The sequence below is a fragment of the Burkholderia sp. Cy-637 genome (assembly GCF_011753175.1).
In the GTDB taxonomy this organism is placed as follows: Bacteria; Pseudomonadota; Gammaproteobacteria; order Burkholderiales; family Burkholderiaceae; genus Burkholderia; species Burkholderia gladioli.
Map to the genome: position 1 here is coordinate 1 of NZ_VWWC01000080.1, position 24709 is coordinate 24709.

A 24709-nucleotide genomic window follows, 5' to 3' on the forward strand; every position below is an offset into this window, starting at 1 on the left:
TCGCCGGCCACCAGCAGCGGCCGGCGTGCCTCGCGCAGCACCGCGAGCGCGGCGGCCAGCTCGGTCTCGACCGGCGCCGGGGCATGGAAGGACACCACGCGCGGCGCGAAGAACGACAGCGGGTAGTCATAAGCCATGGCCTGCACGTCCTGCGGCAGCGCCAGCGTGACGGGGCCGCACAGCGCCGCGTCGGTCAGCACGCGCAGCGCGCGCGGCAGGGCGTTGAGCAGTTGCGCCGGGTGCACGATCCGGTCGAAATAGCGCGACACGGGCTTGAGCGCGTCGTTGGCGGAGATTCCGCCGTCGTGGAAATCCTCGACCTGCTGCAGCACCGGATCGGGCGCGCGCGAGACGAAGATGTCGCCGGGCAGCAGCAGCACCGGCAGGCGGTTCACATGGGCCAGCGCGGCGGCGGTCACCAGGTTGGTGGCGCCCGGGCCGATCGAGCTGGTGACGGCCATCATGCGGCGGCGCAAATGCGCCTTCGCATAGGCGATCGCGCTGTGCGCCATCGCCTGCTCGTTGTGGGCGCGGTAGGTGGGCAGCACCTCGCGCGCCTGGTACAGGGCCTCGCCGAGCCCGGCCACGTTGCCGTGGCCGAAGATCGCGAACACCCCGCCGAACAGCGGCTCGGTGCGGCCGCTGCCGTCCTCGGCGGCCACTTGCTGGGCGGCCAGGTAGCGCACCACGGCCTGGGCCGCGGTCAGGCGCACGGTGCCGGTCGCCTCGGCGGTGGCCTCGCCCGGCCAGGGCGAGGCGGATTCGATCGCTCTATGGTTCATGGTCGGCTCTCCTAGGCGACGCGGCGGGCCGCGACCTCGCCGGCGCGCGCGCTGCGCCAGGCGCCGATCAGGGTCTCGAAGATCTCGCGCACGCGGGCGATCACGCCGGCATCGTCGAGCTCGCCGGCCAGCCAGGCGCGGCTCGGTTCCCAGAAGATGGTGCGGCCGACCGTGAAGCCGCGGCAGCTGTTCGAGGCGGCCGCGGCGGCGAAGCCGCCGATCAACTGCTCGACCGGCGCGGACAGGCCCAGCAGCACCACGCCGCGGCAATGCGGGTCGCGCTCGGCGATCAGCTGGTCGACCGCGCGCCACTGCTCGGCGTCCAGCGGTTCGAGCTTCCACCATTCCGGGTAGATGCCGAGGTTGTAGAGGCGCTTGAGCGCGCGATAGACCACGTCGGGGCCCTCGGGCAGGTCGGCGCGATGCGGCGGGATCACCTCCAGCAGCAGTTCGTGGCCGCTGGCCTGCACCGCGTCGTAGAGCGTGCGCAGCTGGGTTTCCTGCTCGAGCCGGGTTTCCAGCGCCTCGTCGGGGTGGTAGCGCACCAGGCACTTGGCGACGTGCTCGGCCGGCCAGGTCTCGAGCGTGGTGCCGATCGAGCGGCCATGGTCGAATTCGAGCGGCAGCGAGCCGGGCAGCTCGGTCGGGCGGCCCACCCACCAGCCGCGGCCGGTGGCGTCGTTGAGCGCGTCCTGGCCGTAGCGGTCGTCGATCAGCACGCCGATCTGGCCTTGCAGGCCCAGTTGCGACTCGGTCTGCGCGACCGCCTCGACGAACAGGCGCTTCAATTGCGGAATCCGTTCCAGCGGCGCGCCGGCCTGCTGCGCCAGCTCGAAGAACTGGTTGCGGTGATCGAAGGCGAAGCCGAGCACCTGCTCCCACTGCTTGCGCGGCGGCGTGACGCGATGCAGGCGCGCCAGCGTCGCATCGAGATCGGGGCGGCGCATGCGCTGCGGGTCGCGCGCGGCTTCCTGCAGGAAGTAGTTCAGCTCGGCCGGCGTCGGCATGGCCGGCGAGCAGCCGTGGCGCGACACCACCAGCGCGCCGCAGGCGTTGGCCGCGCGCGCGGCCGCCTCCAGCGTGCCGCCGCGCAGCCATTGCGAGAGGAAGCCGGAGGCGAAGGCGTCGCCCGCGCCCAGCACGTTGAGCACCTCGACCTCGACGCCGCCCACCAGCTTCAGCGCATCGAGCGACTTCGGCACGGCGGACTCGACGATCGAGCAGCCGAGCGGGCCGCGCTTGACCACCAGGGTCGCGCTGCTCACGCGACGCACCATCTCCAGCGCGTCGAGCAGGTTGTCCTTGCCGCCGGCGATGCGGAATTCCTCCTCGGTGCCGATCACCAGGTCGAACAGCGGCAGGATCCGTTGCAGATGCGCGGTCACGCCCTCGTTGGCGATGAAGCGGGTCTCGCCGTCGGCCTTGCCGGTCAGCCCCCACAGCACCGGGCGATAGTCGATGTCGAGCACGGTGCGCACCTGGTGGCGGCGCGCGTAGTCGAGCGCGCGGCGGCTGGCGCGGTTGACCTTGTCGGTCGAGAAGTGCGTGCCGGTGATCAGCAGCGCCTTCGAGGAGGCGATGAAGTCCTCGTCGATGTCGCCCTCGTCGATCGCCATGTCGGCGCAGTTCTCTCGGTAGAACACCAGCGGGAAGGTATCGCGGTCCTTCAGGCCGAGCAGCACCAGGGCGGTGAGCCGCTCCGGGTCGGTCAGCAACTGGCGCGTGTCGCAGCCCTCGCGCTCCAGCGTGTCGCGCACGAAACGGCCCATGTGGTCGTTGCCGACGCGCGCCAGCATGGCGGATTTCAGGCCCAGGCGCGCGGCGCCGAAGGCGATGTTGCCGGACGAGCCGCCCAGGTATTTGGCGAAGCTGGTCGCGTCCTCGAGACGGGCGCCGATCTGCTCCGCGTACAGGTCGACCGCGACGCGGCCGATGCAGATCACGTCGAGCGGGCGGTTCGGCGCGAAGGGAAGGGGGGAGTGAGCCATATCGGTTCCTGGTTAGATCACGGCGCCGTCGAGTTCGGCGACCATCTTCTGCATTTCGGCGCCGCCCGCCATCATGTCCAGCACCTCGTCCTTGCTGATGGTGTCCTTGGTGAAGGTGCCGAGCGAGCGGCCGCGGTTGAGCAGCGTGAACGAATCGCCGATCGGGTAGGCGTGGTGGACGTTGTGGGTGATGAAGATCACCGAGATGCCCTTGGCGCGCGCGGTGTGGATCAGCTTGAGCACGTTGAAGCTCTGCTTGACGCCGAGCGCGGCGGTGGGCTCGTCGAGGATCAGCACGCGCGCGCCGAAGTGGATCGCGCGGGCGATCGCCAGGCACTGGCGCTCGCCGCCCGACATGGTGCCGATCGGCTGGTGCGCGTCGCGCACGTTGATGCCCATCTCGGCGAGCTTGGCGCGGGCGATCTCGGCGCTGGTGTCGAGGTCCATCACGTTGATGAAGCCGAACAGCTTCTTCTTCGGCTCGCGGCCCATGAAGAAATTGCGCGCCACCGAGAGCAGCGGCACCAGGGCGAGATCCTGGTAGACGGTGGCGATGCCCAGGTCGAGCGCGTCCTTGGGCGACTCGAAGCTGACCGGCTGGCCGTCGACCAGGTAGCGGCCCTCGGAGGGCGAGTGCACGCCGGCCAGGGTCTTGATCAGGGTGGACTTGCCGGCGCCGTTGTCGCCGAGCAGGCAGTGCACCTCGCCGCGCCGCAGCTTCAGGTTGATGCCGGACAGCGCGATCACCTTGCCGAAGAACTTGCTGACGTTGTCGAGCTCGAGAATCGTGTCGTGCGTGGAGGGCGTGGACATGGTTCGGCTCCTCAGGATTGCGCCACGCGACGGCGCACGTAGTGGTTGAACAGCACGGCGATCAGCAGCATCACGCCGAGGAACACGCGGAACCAGTCGGAGCTGATGTTGGTGTAGGTGATGCCGATCTGCACCACGCCGAAGATCAGCGCGCCGAACGCGGCACCCACCACCGAGCCGTAGCCGCCGGTCAGCAGGGTGCCGCCGATCACCGCGGCGATGATCGCCTCGAATTCCTTCTGCAGCCCGCGGTCGGCCGCGGCCGAGCCGATGTCGGCCACCTGCAGCACGGCGAACAGGCAGGCGCAGAAGGCGGTCAGCACGAACAGCAGGATCTTCACGCGGCGCACCGGCACGCCGACGTTCTTGGCCGCGTTGGCGTCGCCGCCCACCGCCAGGATCCAGTTGCCCCAGCGCGTCTTGGCCAGCACGAAGGCGCCGATCACGGTGACCGCCAGCCACCAGAGGATCACCTTGGGGATGCCGGGCACCAGCGGGTCGCCGTTGTCGAGCACGCCGCCGATGCCGGCATGGGCCAGCCAGCGGAACAGGCCGTGGAAGGCCACGCCCTGGAACAGCAGGTGGGTGACCGGGTCGGCGTGGGCGTAGTCGCCCAGGCCCGAGATGATGGTGCGGTCGGCGAACATCACCGAGAGCGCGAGCGTGAGGCCGCGCAGGATGAACATGAAGGCCAGCGTGACGATGAAGGAGGGCAGCCTGGTGCGCATCACCAGGTAGCCGTTGAGCGCGCCGAGCGCCATCGAGCCGGCGAAGGCGAAGATCACCGCGGCCCAGATCGGCCAGTGGAAATACGCGGTCGGGATCGCCACCATCATGCCGGCGAAGCCGATCATCGAACCGATCGAGAGATCGAACTCGCCGGCCACCATCAGCAGGCAGGCGCCCACCGCGAGGATGCCGAGATAGGCCGCCACCTGCGACCAGTTCATGATCCCGTCGAGATTGAACATGCCCGAGCCGCCCGCGCCGATCGCGAAGATCGCGAACACCAGCACGGTGCCGGAAATCGCGGCGAATTCGGGGCGGTTGAGAAAGCGCGAGAACCACGCCTCGCCGCGCAGCCGTTCGTCGGCGCGCGCGCCGGGCGGCGGGGTTTGCTGGGACTGCGCTGTCAGATGCTTGCCGGCTACACCCATGATGTCTCCTTGATGCCCGGCGCGCGGGGCGGGGCTACCCCGCGGCGCCGGTGAAGAGGCGCGGCCTCGCGCCGCGCGGTGAACGATGCCCTGTGCTGCTTCAGCGGTACTGGCCTGCGTACTTCACGACCTTGTCGAGGTTGTCCTTGGTGATGAAGCCTGGGCCCGAGCGGATGTTCTTCGGGCCGTAGGAGGGCTGCAGCCCGTAGGTGGCCAGGCGCGCCTGGAATTTCGGGTTGGCCTCGAGGATCTGGCGGATCTTCACCGGATCGGTGGTCTTGTCCTTCTTCACGATCGCCAGCACGGCCACCGGGATGTAGCCCTGCAGGTAGGGCTGCTGGTCGATCGCGAACTGGATCGTGCCGGCGCGGATCGCCTTGGCGATATCGTCGGAGAAATCGAAGGTCGCGAAATAGACCTTGCCCGACAGGCCCATCTGCTGCAGCGCCTTGAGCGTGGCGGCGGCCGGCACCGGGCCGAGCGTCAGCACGGCCTGGGTCTTGGGGTGGTTGCGCAGGTAGGCGCTGACCTTCGACTGGATCTCGGTCGGGTCGGTGCCGGCGTCGATGGTGGAGGACTTCATGTCGGCGCCGATCGCGTCGGCGAAGCCGCGGCAGCGCTCGAAGGACACCGGGTTGGTGGCCAGGTGGTTCACGCACAGGAAGGACTTCACGCCGGCGGCCTTGGCCTTCTCGCCGGCCGCCTGGCCCGCCACGTACTCGGGCTGGCCGACGTGCATGATCGCGCCGAGCTGGGCGCTCTGTTCCTCGGTACCGGAATTGATGGTGATCAGCGGGATCTTCTTGGCGGTGACCTTGCCGAGCGAGTTCTTCAGCACGTCGAAGTCGGCGATGGTGGTGATCACGCCGTCATAGTCGCGGGCCGCGGCCTGTTCGATCAGGCGCGACATGTCGGCGATGTCGCCGTTGGGGGGATTGCGGTAGTCGGTCGTGACGTTGAAATCCTCGTCCGCCTGCTTGATCGCGTTCTTGATGGTGTTCCACCAGGAATCGGAATCGGGTGCGTGGCTGATCAGCACGAATCGGGCATCGGCCGCCTGCGCGGGCAGCGCGGCGGCGCCCAGCCCGGCCGCGACGGCCAGCGCCGCGACCACGCCCCGAAGACCCGCCTTGATTCCGTGCGTGCGAAAGCCGGCCTTGCCATTGCAAAGTCTCATGTCTCCACCTGTGTCGGTTCTGTTATGGGTCGAACGTTGCCGTTCACGAGCAAGATTAGGTCAACTCGCAGGCGATTGCAAAGAAAATTTTATTTACGTTTGAAATGGAAAATTTGTTCCATTTCGGTGGGCGACTGCCTATACTCGGCTCACGACATCAGCATCGAGTCCGGCGCCGCGCGCTTGCCGCGCAGGCGGCGCACGGGCCGCACACCATGGACGAGACATCGCAACCCGACATGCCGGTCGAGGCGCTGCTGCAGCGCATCACCGAGGCTTTCGACACGCTGCCGCGGCAGCTCAAGAGCATTGCCTCGTACATCGACGAGAACCGTTCGAGCGTGATGATGGATCGCACCAGCGACATCGCCGAGCGTTGCGGCGTGCATCCCTCGGCGGTGGTGCGCTTCGCGCAGCGGTTCGGCTTCTCGGGCTTCTCCGATCTGCAGGCGGTGTTCCGCGACGCCTACACGGGACAGAACCCGAGCGTGCAGAGCTACCAGCAGCGCATCCGCAGCCTGATCGACGACAAGGGCGCCGCCGGCGCGCTGTCGGTGCCGGCCATGGCGCACCAGTTCATCGACGCCTCGCGCGCCGGGCTCGACGAGCTGGCGGCCGGGCTCGACGACGCGCAGTTCGACGCGGCGGTCTCGATGCTGGAGCGCGCCGAGAACATCTACGTGATCGGCGTGCGCCGCTCGTTCCCGGTGGCCAGCTACATCGTCTATGCGCTGCAGCACACGGCCAAGCGCGTGCACCTGGTGTCGGGGCTGGGCGGCATGTACCGCGAGCAGATCCGCAGCGTGAGGAAGGGGGACGTGGTGGTCGCGATCAGCTTCGCGCCCTACGGCAAGGAGACCCAGTACTGCCTGCGCGCGGCGCGTCACAACCATGCGAGCACGCTCGTGATCACGGACAGCCGGCTCTCGCCGTTGGTCCGCGAGGCGAGCGCGCATCTGCTGGTCAAGGAGGGGAGCGCGTTCGCGTTCCGCTCGCTGACCAGCACCATCTGCCTGTGCCAGGCGCTGTTCATCGCGCTCGCGTACCGGCTCGAATTGAACGTGGAAGAAGTGAAGGACACTGGAGGATACGATGACTGAAGCAGTTCCGACGATCGACGTCGCGGTGTTCGGCGCCGGGCGCATCGGCCGCATTCATGCGGCGAATCTCGCGCGCCAGCCGGGCGTGCGCCTGAAGTACGTGATCGATGTCGACGCGGGCGCCGCCGCGGCGCTGGCCGCCGAGCACGGCGCGCGGGTCGCCGACGTGGAAGGGGCGCTGGGCGATGCGGCGATCGGCGCGAGCGTGATCTGCTCGAGCACCGACACCCATGCCGACCTGATCGAGCGCTCGGCCGCGGCGGGCAAGCACGTGTTCTGCGAGAAGCCGGTCGATCTCGCGCTGGAGCGCGCGCGAGCCTGCGAGCAGGCGGTGGCGAAGGCCGGCGTGGTCTGCATGATCGGTTTCCAGCGCCGCTTCGATCCCACCTTCGAGGCCGTCAAGGCGCGCATCGAGGCGGGCGAGGTGGGCACCCCGGAGATGCTGGTGGTGACCAGCCGCGATCCGGGCGCGCCACCGGTCAGCTATATCCAGCGTTCGGGCGGCATCTTCAAGGACATGCTGATCCACGATTTCGACATCTTCCGCTGGATCCTCGACGACGAGGCCGACACCCTGCATGCCACCGGCAGTTGCCTGACCGACCCGGCCATCGCCGAGGCCGGCGACGTGGATGCGACCGCCGTGACGATCCGCACCAAGGCGGGCCGGCTCTGCCAGATCAACACCTCGCGGCGCGCCGCCTACGGCTACGACCAGCGTTTCGAGCTGCTGGGCAGCGCCGGCATGCTGCAGGCCGGCAACGTGCGGCCCACCGAGGTGACCGCCTACAGTGCCAAGGCCGTGTCCAGCGACCTGCCGGAAGCCTTTTTCCTGGAGCGCTACCGCATCGCCTATGCACGCGAGATCGCGCATTTCTTCGCGGCCGTGACGCGCGGCGAGCCGGTGCGCACCACCATCGCCGACGGCGTGAAGGCGCTGGAGCTGGCCGAGGCCGCCACGCGCTCCTGGCGCGAGGGCCGCGCGGTGCGGCTCGGCGAAGCGGTGGCCTGAGGAGACGGCGATGCCTGAGCAGACTTCCCCGGCCAAGGTCCGGATCGGTATCGCGGGGCTCGGCCGGCTGGGCCGCCGCCACGCGGAGAATCTCGCGCGCCGGGTGGCCGGCGCCGAGCTGGCGGCCGCCTGCAGCCCGCTGGGCGAGGAGCTGGCCTGGGCCCGCGACACGCTCGGCGTACCGCGCCTGTACGAGGACTTCGAGGCGCTGGTGGCCGATCCGGAGCTCGACGCGCTGTGGCTCGTCACGCCCTCGTCGCTGCACGCGCAGCAGATCATCGCCGCGCTGCGTGCCGGCAAGCACGTGTTCTGCGAGAAGCCGCTGTCGCTCGACATCGCCGAATGCGAGCGCGTGATCGCCGAGGCGAATGCGCGCCCGCAGCTGCAGGCGACCATCGGCTTCATGCGCCGCTTCGACCCGAGCTATCGCGAGGCCTTCGAGCGGGTGGCCGAAGGCGGCATCGGCCGGCCCTTCCTGGTGCGCTCGCAGACCACCGACCAGAACGATCCGGACGGCTTCTTCGTGCGTTTCGCACCGAGCTCGGGCGGCATCTTCCTCGACTGCTCGGTGCACGACATCGACGTGGCGCGCTGGCTGCTCGGCAAGCCGCGCGCCACGCGCGTGTTCGCGGCCGGCACCATCGCGCTGCACCCGGGCCTGGCCGAGTGCGGCGACGTCGACAACGGCGTGGCGATCTGCGAGTTCGAGGGCGGCGCGCTGGCGATGTTCTATGCCTCGCGCACCATGGCGCACGGCAACGACTCGCATTCGGAGGTGATCGGCACGGCCGGCGCGCTCAGCATCGGCCGCAACCCGCGCGCCAATCGTGTCGAGATCTATGACGCGAGCGGGATCCGCAATACCTGCACGCCGACCTTCTTCGACCGTTTCGAGGCGGCCTTCCTGGTGGAGGCGCAGGCCTTCGTCGACGCGGTGCGCGGGCTGGGCGAGTCGGGCGGCGCGACGCTGGCCGACGCGCTGGAGGCCACCCGCATCGGCCATGCGATGCGCGAGGCGCTGCACACGGGGCGGGCCGTCGAGCTGTAGGGCGGGCGCCGGGCAGGCAGGTGTGGAGGTGGGCGGGCGGGGCGGCGGCTTGGCAGCTTGCCCGCCGCCGACTCCGCCGTTCATGCCTGCCCACGCGAGCGGGCCGCCTGCGGTAAAATCTCGCCTTCACTCCGCGCCTTGCCGGCGCGTCACTCGAAGGTCGAAAGCCGATGGAAGTTCACAAGGAAGTGGATGCGCGCGGGCTCAACTGCCCGCTGCCGATCCTGCGCGCGAAAAAGGCGCTCGCCGACATGGAGAGCGGCCAGGTTCTCAAGGTCCTCGCGACCGATCCCGGTTCGCAACGCGATTTCGCCGCGTTCGCCAAGCAGACCGGTAACGAAATCGTCGAATCGTCGGTGCACGACAAGATCTTCACCTTCCTGATGCGCCGCCGCTGAACACGCGACATGGGCCGGCTTCGGCCGCTCGTGTCGGCATGCCGCCCGGGCTCCTGGCCCCGGCGGCATTTTTTTCGCCGGCGGCCTTTCGTTTCAATATCGAGCGCCTATACTTAGCCGCATGGCTAACTATTCGGCATCTCACCCGGCTTCCGTTCCCGCCTCGCTGCCGGCTTCGATCAGCGAGCTGTTCCAGGCGCTGGCCGATCCCACGCGCTGCGCGATCGTGCGCGCGCTGGCGGACGGCGCGCAGACGGTTTCGGTGCTGGCCGAGCCCTTCGAGATGGCCTTGCCCTCGTTCATGAAGCACCTCGGGGTGCTGGAGCGCTCGGGGCTGGTGCGCAGCAGCAAGAGCGGCCGCACGCGCCGCTGCGAGCTGGTGCCGGCGCGGCTCGCCCAGGCCGAGCAGTGGCTGGCCGAGCAGCGCGCGATGTTGGAAGCGCGCTCGGACCGGATGGTGGCCTTCGTCGAACGACTTCACCAGGAGGAGCAAGCCCATGTCAAAGCCCGCCGCCGCACCGATTGATTCCCGCGACCTCGTCATCAGCCGGGTGCTGCGCGCGCCGCGCGCGGCCTTGTGGCGAGCCTGGAGCGAACCCGCGCTGCTCGCGCAGTGGTGGTGCCCGACACCCTGGAGCACCGAGGTGGTCGCCTTCGACCTGCGCCCCGGCGGCGCCTTCCATACCACCATGCGCGGCCCCGACGGCGGCGTGAGCGACAATCCCGGCAGCTTCCTCGAGGTGGTGCCGCAGGCGCGCCTGGTGTTCAGCTCGCTGCTGACGGCGGGCTGGCGACCCGCCAAGCCGTGGCTGGGCTTCACGGCCGTGATCGACATGGAAGACGATCCCGCGGGCTGCCGCTACACGGCGCACGTCATGCACCTGGACGAGGCGGCGCGCGAGCAGCACGAGCAGCTCGGTTTCTTCGACGGCTGGAACACGGTGATCAGCCAGCTCGAGGCGTTCGCCACCACGCTGGCCTGAGGCACGGGGTGCCGGAGGCGCGTCGCGCGCCCGGCATGGCCGATCATGGCCGATTCATGGCCGATTCGAGTCTTATACAAAATCCGTACAAGAAAACGACAAGACCACACAGCATGCGAACGGCTTTATCGGCATGCTCCCGATCCGGCCGCCGACGGTTTTCAAAACGCCGGCCGTGCCCGGGCCCGCCGATTTCACCTTTCCTCACCTGGCCGAATTGACGATTGGCGAGCCCGGCTTGACGATTCGTGCTGAAAGAAAATGCATGACGGCCGCCCGGATGTCGCGCCGGGCACGCGATCGCGGCCGGCGCGGCGGGGTGGAAAATCGGCCGAAATGCCTAAAAAGCAGGCAGTCTTCGAGGCATCTTCAAAAAATCGAATCGAATCACCGGGTTTTTATCATCGATTATTTACGATCTGACAATTCTTAAACGACAGTCGCCTGGGTGCTCCTTATACTGCGCTGCAACGGCAGGCGTGCGCATTTTGTCGCGGGGCGGTATCGTATTTCGCCGCGACGCGAATGGGCATCGGCCGCACCAGGGAGAAATCATGTTCTTGAGGCCCGGAACGGTCCGGATACCGTTCGCGTCGCGCGGCAAGGCGCGCGAGCGCGCGCGGGCGATGCAGCGCGTCGAGCTCGACCCGGCGCGCGATCCTCACGCGCGCGCCGCGCTCGAAGCCTATGCGGATGCCTGCGCGGCCGACATGCCGTGGCTGGCCGAATGGCTGCGCGACACGCTCGGCGCGCCGCAGGCGGAGCTCACGCGCTGCGCGCCGACCCTCGCGCGGGTGTTCGACCTGGCGCAGGCCTGGGCCGCCGAGCAGCCCGACTATGCGCGCACCGCATGGGAGCATGTGCGCGGGCAATTGCATGCCGCGCTCGCGCGGCAGGTGCAGGACGAGGCCGGCGACGATGCCGGTCGCGGCGACGGCCGGCAGGACGGCGGCCGCCGCGCGGCGGCGCAAACCGACGCGGAGCCGGAATCCGGTCCGGACGCCGGGCCGAAATCGCGGGACCCGCAGGATGCGGGCTCGCCCTCCGGCGGCGACAAGGCGCTGCGCCTGTCGCCCGGATCGATCTGAAAGACGTTCGCCCGGCCGTTCGACGGTCGGGCGGCGGTCGCGGCGGGTGCCGATGCCAGCCCCGCTCGCGGTCCCTTGGGTAGTAGGCGACCCGATTTTGAGAAAAGCGGCGATCCGGACACAATAGCGTTCGGAGCGCCGCCAGCGCGGCGATGCCTGCCGGTCCGAGGCCACGGGCCGGCACCGGGCACGCGCGATCGGGCGCGGAACGCGGGACGGCTTCCTGCCGTCGCCGCATTGCGGGGTGTTATGAGAATTGCTGTATTGGACGACGACGAGGCGCAGACGGACTTCGTCAGCCAGACGCTGACGGCGGTCGGTCACACGTGTTATGCGTTCAGCGAAGGCAAGGTGCTCAAGAAGCGCCTGCAGCGCGAGACCTTCGACCTGCTGGTGCTCGACTGGAACGTGCCCGACCTGTCGGGCGAAGAGTTGATGAAGTGGGTGCGCGAGAACCAGACCGAACATCGCCTGCCGATCATCTTCATGACCAGCCGCGACGACGAGGCCGGCATCACCGAGATCCTCAACGCGGGCGCCGACGACTACGTGGTCAAGCCGGTATCGGCGCCGATCCTGCGCGCGCGCATCGGCTCGCTGCTGCGCCGCGCCTATCCCGCCAACACCGATTCGGTGATGCGTGAATTCGACAGCTACCGCTTCGACACCAACCTGAAGCAGGCCTTCGTCGGCGACCAGGCGGTCAGTCTCACGCAGAAGGAATTCGATCTCGCGCTGCTGCTGTTCCAGCACGTCGACCAGCCGCTCTCGCGCGCGCACATCCTCGACCTGGTCTGGAAGCAGGCGACCGACATCCCCTCGCGGACCATGGACACGCATATCTCGATGCTGCGCACCAAGCTCGCGCTGCGGCCCGAGAACGGCTACCGGCTCGCGCCGATCTACGGCTACGGCTATCGCCTCGAGCGGCTGCCGCAAGGGGCCGCCGAGTGAGCGCCGCGCCGGGTTACCCGCGCGGCCTGCGCCGCGCGATCGCGGCCGCCTGCCTGGCGCTCGCCGCGGGCGGTTGGGTCGGCACGGGCAGCGCCTGGGCGCAGGCCGCCTCGGCCCCCTCGCTGGCGAGCATGACGCGGCCCTCGTCGGAACGCGTCGCGGGCGGCATCGTCACCTATGTGACGCGCGACGGCGACACGCTCTACGAGATTTCGCGGCAGTACCTGCAGGGCGCCGACGACTGGCGCCTGGTGGCGAAGATGAACGGCGTGCCGGCGCCCAAGCGCCTGCAGCGCGGCATCGAGATCCGCCTGCCGGCCGCGCGCCTGCGCAAGGAGCCGCTCACTGCGCGCGTGGTCGCCAGCCACGGCACGGTCGAGCGCGCCGGGCGCGACGCGGCGTTCGTGGCGCTCACGCCGAATGCCACGCTCGGCGAGGGCGATCGCCTGCGCACCGGCACCGACGGTTTCGTCACGCTGGAGCTGGCCGACGGCACGCACCTGAGCTTGCCGCCGGGCAGCCAGATCGACGTGGCCGCGCTGCGCCGCACCGTGCTGACCGGCACCCTGGAGCGCGTGATCGACCTCAGGCGCGGCTCGGTCGACAGCGACGTGAGCCACATGAAGAAGCCGGACGACCGCTTCCAGATCCGCTCGCCCTCGGTGGTGGCCGGCGTGCGCGGCACCCGCTTTCGCGTCAACTACGATGCCGACGGGCAGGCGCTGACGCGCGTCGAGGTGCTGGACGGCACGGTCGGCGTCGCGCCGGGGCGTAGCCGCGCCGACGCGACCCTGGTGCAGGCCAACTTCGGCAGCGTGACGGGCGCCGACGGGCAGGTGGGCGCGCCGGTGCCGCTGCTGGCCGCGCCGCGCCTGGTCAAGCCGGGCCGCGTGCAGGACGAGGCGCAGGTGAGCTTCGAGGTGGTGCCGCAGGAGGGCGCGCGCAGTTGGCACGTGGAGCTGGCCAGCGACGCGGGCTTCCTCGACCTGATCCGCGAGACGCGAGTCGACACGCCGCGCGCGAGCTTCGATGCGCTGCCCGACGACAGCTATTTCGTGCGCATCGCCGCGATCGACGCGAACGGCCTGGAAGGCCAGCCGCGCACCTACGGCTTCGAGCGCCGCCGCTTCGGCCTGCGCAGCGAGGCCGGGCCGGCCGCGGGCGGTTACGCGTTCCGCTGGATGCCGAGCGGCGCGCAGGGCGAGGCGGCCACGCATTACCGCTTCGTGCTGTCGGCCGCGCGCGACCTGTCGAACCCGATCGTCGACCAGCCGGGCCTGACCGATACGCGGCTGGTGCTCTCGCACCTGCCGCCCGGCGACTACTACTGGCGCGTGATCGCCGAGCAGTTCTCGAACGGCCGGTTCTACGACAAGGCGGGCGCCGTCAACAGCTTCACGCTCGCGCGCTGACGCCCGCCGATGAAGCCTGAATCCGGCTCCCGGCGGCGCCGGCCACTCGGCCGGCGCTTCCTGGTCGAGTGGCTCGCGATCGGCTGCCTGGGCGTGGCGGCGATCTGCGCCGGCGTGTTCTGGCAGGCCACCTCGAGCGTCGATCGCCTGATCTACGACCATCTGCTCGGCGCGCGCCATCTGGCGCTCGATCCCGACATCGTGGTGGTGCAGATCGACAACGCCAGCGTCGATCGGCTGGGCCGCTGGCCCTGGCCGCGCAGCGTCCATGCGCGCCTGCTCGACGAGCTGGCGCGCGCGCGGCCGGCCGCGGTGGTCTACGACGTGCTGTTCATCGAAGCTTCCCCCGACGATGCCGAACTCGGCCAGGCGCTCGCCCGCGTGCCCGCCTGGCTGCCGGTGCTGCTGAGTCCCGAGGCCGCCGACGGCACGCGCGAGGTGAGCCCGCCCGTGCCCGAGCTGGCCGCGCGGCTGGCCGGTACCGGCCATATCAATTTCGAGGTCGATCCGGACGGCATCGTGCGCAGCGTGGCGCTCGCCGAGAGCGACGGCCGGCGCGACTGGCCGCAACTGATGCTGTCGGTGGCGCGCGCGCTGGATGCGTCGGCGGGCGGGGCAGGGCAGGATGCGGCCTCGATGGCATCGTCGATCGCCGCTTCGGCCGCTTCGGCCGCTTCGACTTCGGCCCCCACCGCCTCGACTTCCCCGGCCGCCTCCGCCTCGTCGGCCGCGTCGCGCCTGGTGAAGGCGGCCTTGCCCGCGCCCGGGCGCTACCTGATCCCGTTCAGCCGCTCGACGCTCGACTACCCGGCTTATTCGCTGTCCGACGTGCTGGCCGGCAAGGTGCCCGAGGCGGCGCTGCGCGGCAAGATCGTGGTGGTCGGGGTGACCGCCGCGGGTCTCTACGATCGCTTCGCCACGCCGATCTCGGGCGACTTCGGCACCCTGCCGGGCGTCTACCTGCATGCCAGCGTGCTCGACATGCTGCTGACCGGCCGCGCCATCACGCTGGCCTCGCCGGGCTGGCTGCTGCTCGCCTCGCTGCCGCTGCTGGCCGCGCTGCTGGCCGGCATCCTGCTGCTCTCGCCGCTGCGCGCGCTGCTGCTGGCGGCCTCGCTGACCGTGTTGGCGGTGGTCGGCAGCGCCGCGCTGCTGTTCGGCGGGCGCTGCTGGGGTTCGCCCGCGCCCGCCATCCTCGGCCTGATCGTGGTCTACCTGCTGTGGAACTGGCGGCGGCTGGAGATGACCATGACCTACCTGCGCGGCGAGCTCGAGCGGCTCGCCGCCGAGCCGCACCTGCTGCCCGAGGCGCCGCGCGATCCGGCCCAGCGCGCCGAGTTCGGCGGCGACGTGCTGGAGCGGCAGATGAACCTGATGGCGCAGGCCGCGCGCCGCGTGCAGGACATGAAGCGCTTCGTGTGGGACAGCCTGGACAGCATGCCCGAGCCGATCTTCGTGACCGACGTGCAGGGCACCGTACTGATCGCCAACCACGCGGCCAAGCGCTACTGCGCGCGGGTCGGCGTCAACGCGCCGGAAGGGCGCTCGCTGCAGGGGGCGCTCGGCGCGCTCGAATTCGTCAAGACGGTGGCGCATCCCGAGCGCGAGCCGGAGCTGCGCGCGGCCTGGCCGGCCGCGCTCGATCCGACCCGCGGCGAGGCGCCGGCGCTGCTGGTCAGCGGCCTGGAAGTGCGCGATGCCGACGGCCTCGACCATCTGCTACGCTACGCGCCGTGCACCAATGCCGAGGGCCGCGCGATCGGCTGGATCGCGGGCCTGGTCGACGTCACGGCGCTGCACGCGGCGGAGCGCCAGCGCGAGGAGGCGCTGCACCTGCTGTCGCACGACATGCGCTCGCCGCAGGCCTCGATCCTCGCGCTGGTGCAGATCGAGCGCCAGCGCGGCGATGCCTCGGCGCCGCAGCGCGAATTGTTCGGCCGCATCGAGCGGCACGCGCAGCGCGCGCTGACGCTGGCCGACGAATTCGTCCAGCTCGCGCGCGCCGAATCGCAGACCTACCGGATCGACACGGCCAGCTTCGCCGACCTGCTGATTGACGCCAGCGACGAGGTCTGGCCGCAGGCGCAGGCCAAGCGCATCCGCATCGACACGGCGCTCGACGGCGAGCCCTACTGGATCGGCGCGGATCGCTCGCTGATGGCGCGCGCGCTGGTGAACCTGCTGAACAACGCGGTCAAGTACAGCCCGGCCGATACGCTGATCAGCTGCAGCTTCGCCACCGAGGAGGGGCCGCCGCGCGTGACCTGCACGATCCGCGACCAGGGTTACGGGATCGCGCCCGAGGACCAGGCGCATCTGTTCGAGCGGTTCCGGCGCTTCCATGCCAGCGAGCGTCCCGAGGTGAGCGGCACCGGGCTCGGCATGGTGTTCGTGAAGACCGTGGTGACGCGGCATGGCGGCAGCATCGCGGTGGACAGCGCGGTCGGCGTCGGCACCGCGATCTCGATCACGCTGCCGCGCCTGGACGAGCCCGCGGCCTGAGCGGGACCATATCAATCGCAGGCTCGCGCGTCCGTGCCAGGCGCGCGGGACTGAATTCGCCGGACAACGGCATGCTGGGGAGAGTTCTCATGAAGACGATCGGGACAGGGGCCGCCATCGCCCTCGCGCTGGCGCTGCTGGGCGGTTGCGCGGCGCCGACCACGGGCGTGAGCGTCGCGGGCCGGGCGGCCGGCTTCGGCGCGGATGCCCGGAACTACGCGTTCGCGCGCACCGAGTCGCAGGACGGCAACGGCCAGGACGACGACGCGACGCGGCAATACCGGCGCGTCGAATCGCTGGTGCGCGACGAGCTGGCCCGGCAGGGTTATCACGAGCAGCCGGACGGCGCGCCCTACCGGCTGGCGATCGCCTATGCCACCCAGCCGGGCGCGCTCGCGCTCGGCGCGGGCGCCGCGTCGGGCGCATCCGCCACGTCGGGCGCATCCGCCACGTCGGGCGCATCCGCCACGTCGGGCGCCGCGTCGCCGGGCGTGCGCGTGGACGGCTCCGCGCCGCTCGCCTTGCCGTTCGCGGGGCCGGTCTACCGGCACCTGCTGACGCTGCGTTTCGTCGACTCGCGCAACGGCGAGACGGCCTACCAGGTCACGGCATCCTCGCGCGACCGGCAGGCCGATCCGCTCGCGGCGATGCCGAACCTGGTGCGCAGCGCGCTGGCGAAGCTGCCTTACCAGGGCGGCACCGGCTGGCTGGTGCGGACCCGGCCGGATGCGGCGGGCGGCATGCCGGGGGTGGTATCGGTGAAACCCGCCGAGCCGAAGTAGCCAGCGAACCCGGCCAACGCGCCGGCACAGCAAAAAGCGCCGCACGAAGCGGCGCTTTTTTGATTCCCGCCGGTGGAGCGGGCAGGGCGCGAGCCCCGATTGATTACACCGACTGCGAGGTGCCGCGTTCGCGCAGATACTGCTCGAACTCGTCGCGCACTTCCGGGTGGCGCAGGGCGAACTCGACGGTCGCCTTCAGGTAGCCGAGCTTGCTGCCGCAGTCGAAGCGCGTGCCTTCGTACTTGTAGGCCAGCACCTGTTCGTCGGCCAGCAGGGCCTGGATCGCGTCGGTCAGCTGGATCTCGCCGCCGGCGCCGGGCTTGATCGCGCGCAGGTGCTCGAAGATGCGCGGCTTCAGGATGTAGCGGCCGACCACGCCGAGGTTCGAGGGCGCATCCTCGGGCGCCGGCTTCTCGACGATGCCCGAGAGCTTGACGATCGACTCTTCCCACTCCTTGCCGTCGACGATCCCGTAGGACTTGGTGTCCGAGGCAGGGATCTCTTCCACGCCGATGATCGAGCTGTGGTAGTGGTCGAAGGTATCGACCATCTGCTTCATGACGGGCGGCTGCCCGTCGAGCAGGTCGTCGGCGAGGATCACGGCGAAGGGATTGTCGCCGACCAGCTTCTCGGCGCAGAGCACGGCGTGGCCGAGGCCGAGCGCCTCGGGCTGGCGCACGTAGAAGCAGTCGACATTGGAGGGCTTGATGCTGCGCACCAGCTCGAGCAGCTTCTCCTTGCCGCGTGCCTCGAGTTCGGCCTCGACTTCGTAGGACTTGTCGAAGTGATCCTCGATGGCGCGCTTGCTGCGCCCGGTGACGAAGATCATCTCGGTGATGCCGGCCGCGATCGCTTCCTCGACGGCATACTGGATCAAGGGCTTGTCGACGACGGGCAGCATTTCCTTCGGGCTTGCCTTCGTCGCCGGCAGGAAGCGGGTGCCGAGACCGGCAACCGGAAATACCGCCTTAGTGACTTTCAGCATGTGATCGACCTTTCATCCTTGGATTGATTCGTTCGTGCCGCCCATGGTGATTGGGCTGGCACGGTCCGTGCAAGCTAGCTTACCCTTTGTTACGCCGGCCATTGCGCCTGCAAATGGCCGGAAAACGTCCTCTTATGCCGGCAAACGGGCCAGTTGCGCGGCCAGTTTGTCGAGCGTGCCGCGGAATTCGGCGATCCGCTTCTGCTCCTGTTCGACCACCGCCGGCGGGGCCTTGGCCACGAAGGCCTCGTTGCCGAGCTTGGCCTCGCACTTGCGGATCTCGTTCTCGAGCCGCGCGACTTCCTTCGACAGGCGCTCGCGTTCGGCCTTCACGTCGATCTCGACCTTCAGCACCAGCTTGTTGGCGCCGACGATGGCGATCGGCGCGCCCTGCGCCTCGCTGTCGAGCGCGGCCTCGTCGGCCACGATGGTCACTTCCGACAGGCGCGCCAGCGCCTTCAGGTAGGGCGCGAAGCTGCTGAGGCGCTCCAGTTCGCCGGTGGCCAGCAGCGGCACGCGGGTGGCCGGCGACAGGTTCATCTCGCCGCGCAGGTTGCGGCAGGCGTCGACCACCGCCTTCAGCTCGAGCGCCCATTGCTCGGATGGCTCGTCGAGCTTGGACAGGTCCGCCACCGGGTAGGCCTGCACCATCAGCGAGGCCTCGCCCTCGGCCGCGCCGGCCGGGTAGCGGCCCGCCAGCGGGGCGACCTTCTGCCAGAGCGCCTCGGTGATGAACGGGATCACCGGATGCGCCAGGCGCAGCACCGTCTCCAGCACGCGCAGCAGGGTGCGCCGCGTGGCGCGCTGCTGCTCGGGCGTGCCGTTCTGGATCTGCACCTTGGCCAGCTCGACGTACCAGTCGCAATACTCGTCCCAGACGAACTTGTAGATGCTGTTGGCGATGTTGTCGAAGCGGTAGTCGTCGAAGCCCTTGGCGATGTCGGCTTCCACGCGCTGCAGCAGCGAGACGATCCAGCGGTCGGCCGCCGAGAAGTCCAGGTAGCCGCCGGGGCCGCAGTCGCCGGCGCCGCAAAGCTCCGGCTTGGCGGTGCCGCAATCGTGGCCCTCGCAGTTCATCAGCACGAAGCGCGTGGCGTTCCAGAGCTTGTTGCAGAAGTTGCGGTAGCCCTCGCAGCGCGCCAGGTCGAAGTTGACGTTGCGCCCGAGCGTGGCCATCGAGGCCATCGTGAAGCGCAGCGCGTCGGTGCCGAAGGCGGGGATGCCGTCGGCGAATTCCTTGCGCGTCTTCTTCTCGATCGAGGCCGCCTGCTTCGGGTTCATCAGGCCCGTGGTGCGCTTGGCGACCAGCTCCTCCAGGCCGATACCGTCGATGATGTCGATCGGGTCGAGCGTGTTGCCCTTGCTCTTCGACATCTTCTGGCCTTCCGCGTCACGCACCAGCCCATGCATGTAGACGGTGTGGAACGGCACCTTGCCGGTGAAATGCGTCGTCATCATGACCATCCGGGCGACCCAGAAGAAAATGATGTCGAAGCCGCTGACCAGCACCGAGGAGGGCAGGAAGTGCTTCAGCTCGGGCGTCTCGCTGGGCCAGCCCAGCGAGGAGAACGGCACCAGGGCCGAGGAGAACCAGGTGTCGAGCACGTCCTCGTCGCGCTTGAGCGCGCCGGCGTAGCCGGCCGCGTCGGCCTTGGCGCGCGCGCCGGCCTCGTCGCGGGCGACGAAGATCTCGCCGTTCTCGCCGTACCAGGCCGGGATCTGGTGGCCCCACCAGAGCTGGCGCGAGATGCACCAGTCCTGGATGTTTTCCAGCCACTGGTAATAGGTGGTGGTCCAGTTCTCCGGCACGAACTTGATCTGGCCGTCGCGCACCACCTCGAGCGACACCTCGGTGATCGACTTGCCCGGGTGGAAGCTTCCTTCCGGCGCCGGCTTGGTCATCGCCACGAACCACTGGTCGGTCAGCATCGGCTCGATCACCACGCCGGTGCGGTCGCCGCGCGGCACCATCAGCTTGTGCGGCTTGACCGAGTCGAGCGCGCCGGCCGCCTCCAGGTCGGCCACCACGCGCTTGCGCGCCTCGAAGCGGTCCAGGCCGCGATAGGCCTCGGGCGCGTTGTCGTTGATCTTCGCGTCGAGCGTGAGGATCTCGATCTGCGGCAACTGGTGGCGCTGGCCGACCTGGTAGTCGTTGAGGTCGTGCGCGGGCGTGACCTTGACCACGCCAGTGCCGAACTCGCGATCGACGTAGTCGTCGGCGATGATCGGGATCTCGCGGTTCGACAGCGGCAGGCGCACCGACTGGCCGATCAGGTGGCGGTAGCGCTCGTCTTCCGGGTGCACCATCACGGCGACGTCGCCGAGCATGGTTTCCGGGCGCGTGGTGGCCACCGTCAGGTGGCCCTCGCCCGACACCAGCGGGTAGTTGATGTGCCAGAGGCTGCCGTCTTCCTCCTCGCTCACCACCTCCAGGTCGGAGACGGCCGTCATCAGCACCGGGTCCCAGTTGACCAGGCGCTTGCCGCGATAGATCAGGCCCTGCTCGTAGAGCTGCACGAACACCTCGCGCACCACGCTCGAGAGCTTGTCGTCCATCGTGAAGTATTCGCGGCTCCAGTCGGTGGAGGCGCCGAGCCGGCGCACCTGGCCGGTGATCGTCGAGCCCGATTTCTCCTTCCACTCCCAGACGCGCTCGACGAACTTGTCGCGGCCCAGGTCGTGGCGCGAGATCTTCTGCGCGTCGAGCTGGCGCTCCACCACGATCTGCGTGGCGATGCCGGCGTGGTCGGTGCCGGGCACCCACAGCGTGTTGTCGCCGCGCATGCGGTGGTAGCGCGTCAGGCCGTCCATGATGGTCTGGTTGAACGCGTGCCCCATGTGCAGCGTGCCGGTGACGTTCGGCGGCGGGAGCTGGATCGCGAAATCCGGCTTGGCCGGATCGATCTTCGGGGCGGCGTAGCCGCGCTTTTCCCACTCGGGCCCCCAATGGGATTCGATGGTCTGGGGCTCGAAACTCTTCGCCAGCGTGCTGTCGCTCATGGTCGGAATTGCCTGAAAGAATGCGTGATTGATGCGGAAACCGGCAATTATAAATGGATGCGCATCCCGCCGGGGCAGGCACGGCGCCGGGCGGGGGGCGCGCGGCGGCGGCGGGGCGGGTCGAGGGGGCGGCTTGCAGGGTCGATTGCGAGGTCGCGCCGGGCCCGGGTCGTGCCTGGATGGTGCCTGGCTCGTGCCTGCCTCATGCCCGGATCGGGTGCGGCCCGGCGGCCCGCGAGCCGCTCGCGGCGGCCGCCCGATCGTGCCGGCGCGACCGTTCTATAATGGCGGTCCTGGCGCTTCACCTCCCTTCTTCCGTCCCGCTCGATACCCGCTTCTTCATGCCCGATCTGCTCGCCAACCTGAACCCCGAACAATACGCTGCCGTCACGCTGCCGAACGAGCCGGCGCTGATCCTCGCCGGTGCGGGCAGCGGCAAGACGCGCGTGCTGATCACGCGGATCGCCTGGCTGATCCAGCAGGGTTTCGCCTCGCCGCCCACCGTGCTGGCCGTGACCTTCACCAACAAGGCCGCGCGCGAGATGCTCTCGCGCCTGTCGGCGATGATGCCGATCGACACGCGCGGCATGTGGATCGGCACCTTCCACGGCCTCTGCAACCGCATGCTGCGCGCGCACTATCGCGACGCCGGCCTGCCGCAGACCTTCCAGATCCTCGACACGGCCGACCAGCTCTCGGCGATCAAGCGCCTGATGAAGGCCTCGAACATCGACGACGAGAAGTACCCGCCGAAGAACGTCCAGTACTTCATCAACAATGCCAAGGAGCAAGGCCTGCGCCCGGACAAGGTGGACGCCACCGACAACTTCAACCGGATGTTCGTCGAGCTCTACCAGGCCTACGACCAGCAATGCCAGCGCGAGGGCGTGGTCGACTTCCCCGAGCTGCTGCTGCGCTGCTACGAGCTGCTGAGCCTGAACGCGCCGCTGCGCGCGCATTACCAGGCACGCTTCCGGCACATCCTGGTCGACGAGTTCCAGGATACGAACAAGCTGCAGTACGCCTGGCTCAAGCTGCTGGCGGGCGGCCAGAACGCGATCTTCGCGGTGGGCGACGACGACCAGTCGATCTACGCCTTCCGCGGCGCGAACGTCGGCAACATGCGCGACTTCGAGGACGAGTTCCGGGTGCGCAACCTGATCAAGCTGGAGCAGAACTACCGCTCGCACGGCAACATCCTCGACGCGGCCAACCACCTGATCTCGCACAATTCGCATCGGCTCGGCAAGAACCTGCGCACCGACGCGGGGCATGGCGAGCCGGTGCGCGTCTACGAGGCGGCCACCGATTCGCAGGAAGCGGGCTGGATCGTCGAGGAGATCCGCTCGCTGATCAACGGCGGCATGGCGCGCAGCGAGGTGGCGGTGCTCTATCGCAGCAACGCGCAGTCGCGCGCGATCGAGCACACCCTGATGACGGCGGGGATTGCCTATCGCGTCTATGGCGGCCTGCGCTTCTTCGAGCGCCAGGAAATCAAGCACGCGCTGGCCTACCTGCGCCTGATCGACAATCCGAGCGACGACACCGCCTTCGCGCGAGTGGTCAACTTCCCCACGCGCGGGATCGGCGCGCGCTCGATCGAGCAACTGGCCGACGCGGCGCGCCTCTACAACTGCGCGATGGCGGCGGCGATTCCCTACGTGACGGGCAAGGCCGGCACCAGCCTGGGCACCTTCGCCAACCTGATCGCGAAGATGCGCGCCGAGACCGCGCAGATGAGCCTGCCGGAAACCGTCGAATACGTGGTGCGCGCCAGCGGCCTGGCCGATTTCTACCAGGGCGAGCGCGAAGGGCAGGACCGCCTGGAGAACCTGCAGGAACTGGTCAACGCGGCCACCGCCTTCGTCAGCGAGGAAGGCTACGGGCTCGATACGCCGGCGCGCTCGATCCCGCTGCGCCCCGGCGCGATCGCGGCGCCCGAGATCACGCTGGACGGCGGCGCCGACGAGGTGCTGGCGCCGGCCGAGCTGGGCGACCCGGCCCAGAACCCCGACACCATGACGCCGCTGGCGGGCTTCCTCTCGCATGCTTCGCTGGAGGCCGGCGACAACCAGGCCCAGGCCGGCCAGGATGCCGTGCAGCTGATGACGGTGCACGCCGCCAAGGGGCTCGAATTCGCGGCGGTGTTCATCACCGGGCTGGAAGAGGGCCTGTTCCCGCACGAGAACAGCGCGCTCGAATCGGACGGCCTGGAGGAGGAGCGCCGGCTGATGTACGTGGCGATCACGCGCGCCAAGGAGCGGCTCTACCTGTCCTTCGCGCAGAGCCGGATGCTGCATGGCCAGACGCGCTACAACATCCGCTCGCGCTTCTTCGACGAGCTGCCGCAGCAGGTGCTGAAGTGGCTGACGCCGCAGGTCGAGGCCGGCAGCCGCTGGGGCGGCCGTGCCGACAACGCCGGCTGGGGCCGCAACTGGTTCTCGCGACCCGGCGGCGGCAATGGCGGCGGCTCGCGCGAGAGCGTGGTCGACGCGGCCGTGTCGGCACCGCTGCCGGCCTTCGCCAACGCGCAGCGCGCGAGCGGCAGCGGCTTCAAGGTCGGCCAGCCGGTGTTTCATACCAAGTTCGGCGAGGGCACGGTGACGGCCCTCGAAGGCGAAGGCGCGGACGCGAAGGCCCAGGTCCGTTTCAAGCGGCACGGCGAGAAATGGCTGGCGCTGGCGGTGGCAAAACTCCAGGCGGTGGAATGATCATGCAATTCGATAGAAAAAGGCCGCTCGGCATCCTCGCCGCGCTGCCCCAGGAACTCGGCGACCTGCTCGCCGCGATGCAGGCCGAGGGCGCCGTCGAGACGGTCACGCTCGGCCAGCGCGAGTACCACCTCGGCACCGCCCACGGCGTGCCCTGCGTGGTCACGCTGGCGCGGGTGGGCAAGGTGGCGGCGGCCACCACCACCACCGCGCTGATCCACCGCTTCAACGTGCGGGCGGTGGTGTTCGCTGGCGTGGCCGGCGGCGTGGCGCGCGAGATCGCGGTGGGCGACATCGTGGTGGCGCGCGCGCTGATGCAGCACGATCTCGATGCCTCGCCGATCTTCCCGCGCCACGAGGTGCCGCTGCTCGGCATCACGTGCTTCGCGGCCGACGCGGCCTTGTCGGCCGCGCTGCAGGCGGCTTGCGAGGCCTTCGTGGCCGAGCAGGGCGAGGCGCTCAAGGAACGCTTCCGGCTGCGCGGGGCGCGCGTGCACGCGGGGCTGATCATCAGCGGCGACCGTTTCGTGTCGAGCGAGCCGGAAGTGGTCGCCCTGCGCGAGATGCTGCCCGACGCGCTGGCCGTCGAGATGGAGGGCGCGGCGCTGGCCCAGGTCTGCTACGAATACGGCGTGCCCTGCGCGGTGGTGCGCACCGTGTCGGACACGGCCGACGATCACGCCACCGCCTCGTTCACCAACTTCCTGACCGAGATCGCCAGCAGCTATTCCTCGGGGATCCTGCAGCGCTTCCTGCTGGCGCTGGCCGGCGCGGCGGACGGCGTGCCGGCCTGAGCGACGCGTTGGCCGACGGCATG

Annotated in this window: 19 protein-coding genes and 1 pseudogene; 13 read left to right on the forward strand and 7 right to left on the reverse strand. The window is 69.5% G+C overall.

Translation table 11 applies throughout. From position 1 onward, the window contains the following. The 5 genes from F3J10_RS20415 to F3J10_RS20435 all read right to left on the reverse strand — a co-directional run. On the reverse strand, positions 1–782 hold a 782-nt coding region (locus F3J10_RS20415; RefSeq protein ID WP_275691704.1), incomplete at its 3' end, for a thiamine pyrophosphate-binding protein. A gap of 11 nt (positions 783–793) precedes the next feature. After that, a complete protein-coding gene (iolC, locus tag F3J10_RS20420) occupies positions 794–2770 on the reverse strand; it encodes a 5-dehydro-2-deoxygluconokinase (RefSeq protein WP_166914066.1) in 1977 nt (658 codons plus the stop codon). 12 nt (positions 2771–2782) lie between these two features. After that, positions 2783–3583 (reverse strand): ATP-binding cassette domain-containing protein, encoded by an 801-nt coding sequence (locus tag F3J10_RS20425; RefSeq protein ID WP_025101598.1) that lies wholly within the window; start codon positions 3581–3583, stop codon positions 2783–2785. Positions 3584–3594: 11 nt separating this feature from the next. Continuing rightward, on the reverse strand, positions 3595–4740 hold the full coding sequence (locus F3J10_RS20430; protein ID WP_124094036.1) for an ABC transporter permease: 1146 nt from the start codon (positions 4738–4740) through the stop codon (positions 3595–3597). Between the two features lie 100 nt (positions 4741–4840). Next, entirely contained in the window at positions 4841–5917 is a 1077-nt protein-coding gene (locus tag F3J10_RS20435) for a sugar ABC transporter substrate-binding protein (RefSeq protein ID WP_025101599.1), read from the reverse strand. Between the two features lie 215 nt (positions 5918–6132). Here F3J10_RS20435 and F3J10_RS20440 point away from each other — a divergent pair, with 215 nt between their 5' ends. From F3J10_RS20440 to F3J10_RS20490, 11 genes and pseudogenes are all read left to right on the forward strand, one after another. Further along, positions 6133–7017 (forward strand): MurR/RpiR family transcriptional regulator, encoded by an 885-nt coding sequence (locus tag F3J10_RS20440; protein WP_025101600.1) that lies wholly within the window; start codon positions 6133–6135, stop codon positions 7015–7017. Next, entirely contained in the window at positions 7010–8029 is a 1020-nt protein-coding gene (gene iolG / locus F3J10_RS20445; protein ID WP_025101601.1) for an inositol 2-dehydrogenase, read from the forward strand. Before F3J10_RS20440 ends, iolG begins: the two co-directional genes overlap by 8 nt. A gap of 10 nt (positions 8030–8039) precedes the next feature. After that, positions 8040–9077: a Gfo/Idh/MocA family oxidoreductase gene (locus F3J10_RS20450; RefSeq protein ID WP_166914062.1), complete on the forward strand. Its 1038-nt coding sequence runs from the start codon at positions 8040–8042 to the stop codon at positions 9075–9077. Positions 9078–9247: 170 nt separating this feature from the next. Beyond that, positions 9248–9475: a sulfurtransferase TusA family protein gene (locus tag F3J10_RS20455; RefSeq protein ID WP_013697719.1), complete on the forward strand. Its 228-nt coding sequence runs from the start codon at positions 9248–9250 to the stop codon at positions 9473–9475. Positions 9476–9596: 121 nt separating this feature from the next. Beyond that, complete coding sequence (locus tag F3J10_RS20460; RefSeq protein ID WP_167242880.1) at positions 9597–10001, forward strand: metalloregulator ArsR/SmtB family transcription factor; 405 nt, start codon at positions 9597–9599, stop codon at positions 9999–10001. Then, complete coding sequence (locus F3J10_RS20465; protein ID WP_167242881.1) at positions 9973–10458, forward strand: SRPBCC family protein; 486 nt, start codon at positions 9973–9975, stop codon at positions 10456–10458. Before F3J10_RS20460 ends, F3J10_RS20465 begins: the two co-directional genes overlap by 29 nt. Positions 10459–11012: 554 nt before the next feature. After that, positions 11013–11345 (forward strand): annotated as a pseudogene (locus F3J10_RS36325) (hypothetical protein); the annotation flags it as partial. 450 nt (positions 11346–11795) lie between these two features. Continuing rightward, complete coding sequence (locus F3J10_RS20475) at positions 11796–12500, forward strand: response regulator transcription factor (RefSeq protein WP_013697723.1); 705 nt, start codon at positions 11796–11798, stop codon at positions 12498–12500. A 131-nt stretch (positions 12501–12631) separates the two neighbouring features. Continuing rightward, positions 12632–13912: a FecR domain-containing protein gene (locus F3J10_RS20480; RefSeq protein WP_240155654.1), complete on the forward strand. Its 1281-nt coding sequence runs from the start codon at positions 12632–12634 to the stop codon at positions 13910–13912. 9 nt (positions 13913–13921) lie between these two features. Continuing rightward, on the forward strand, positions 13922–16414 hold the full coding sequence (locus tag F3J10_RS20485) for a CHASE2 domain-containing protein (protein ID WP_167242883.1): 2493 nt from the start codon (positions 13922–13924) through the stop codon (positions 16412–16414). 89 nt (positions 16415–16503) lie between these two features. Continuing rightward, positions 16504–17196: a DUF4136 domain-containing protein gene (locus F3J10_RS20490; RefSeq protein WP_167242884.1), complete on the forward strand. Its 693-nt coding sequence runs from the start codon at positions 16504–16506 to the stop codon at positions 17194–17196. A 103-nt stretch (positions 17197–17299) separates the two neighbouring features. Here F3J10_RS20490 and galU read toward each other — a convergent pair whose 3' ends face one another. Together galU and F3J10_RS20500 are read right to left on the reverse strand one after the other, a co-directional pair. Next, on the reverse strand, positions 17300–18181 hold the full coding sequence (gene galU / locus F3J10_RS20495; RefSeq protein WP_025098724.1) for a UTP--glucose-1-phosphate uridylyltransferase GalU: 882 nt from the start codon (positions 18179–18181) through the stop codon (positions 17300–17302). A 132-nt stretch (positions 18182–18313) separates the two neighbouring features. After that, positions 18314–21181: a valine--tRNA ligase gene (locus F3J10_RS20500; protein ID WP_167242885.1), complete on the reverse strand. Its 2868-nt coding sequence runs from the start codon at positions 21179–21181 to the stop codon at positions 18314–18316. 341 nt (positions 21182–21522) lie between these two features. Here F3J10_RS20500 and F3J10_RS20505 point away from each other — a divergent pair, with 341 nt between their 5' ends. Together F3J10_RS20505 and F3J10_RS20510 are read left to right on the forward strand one after the other, a co-directional pair. Then, complete coding sequence (locus F3J10_RS20505; protein WP_025098722.1) at positions 21523–23892, forward strand: UvrD-helicase domain-containing protein; 2370 nt, start codon at positions 21523–21525, stop codon at positions 23890–23892. Further along, on the forward strand, positions 23889–24686 hold the full coding sequence (locus F3J10_RS20510; RefSeq protein WP_166914048.1) for a 5'-methylthioadenosine/adenosylhomocysteine nucleosidase: 798 nt from the start codon (positions 23889–23891) through the stop codon (positions 24684–24686). The genes F3J10_RS20505 and F3J10_RS20510 overlap by 4 nt, the downstream gene beginning before the upstream one ends. Positions 24687–24709 lie beyond the last annotated feature (23 nt).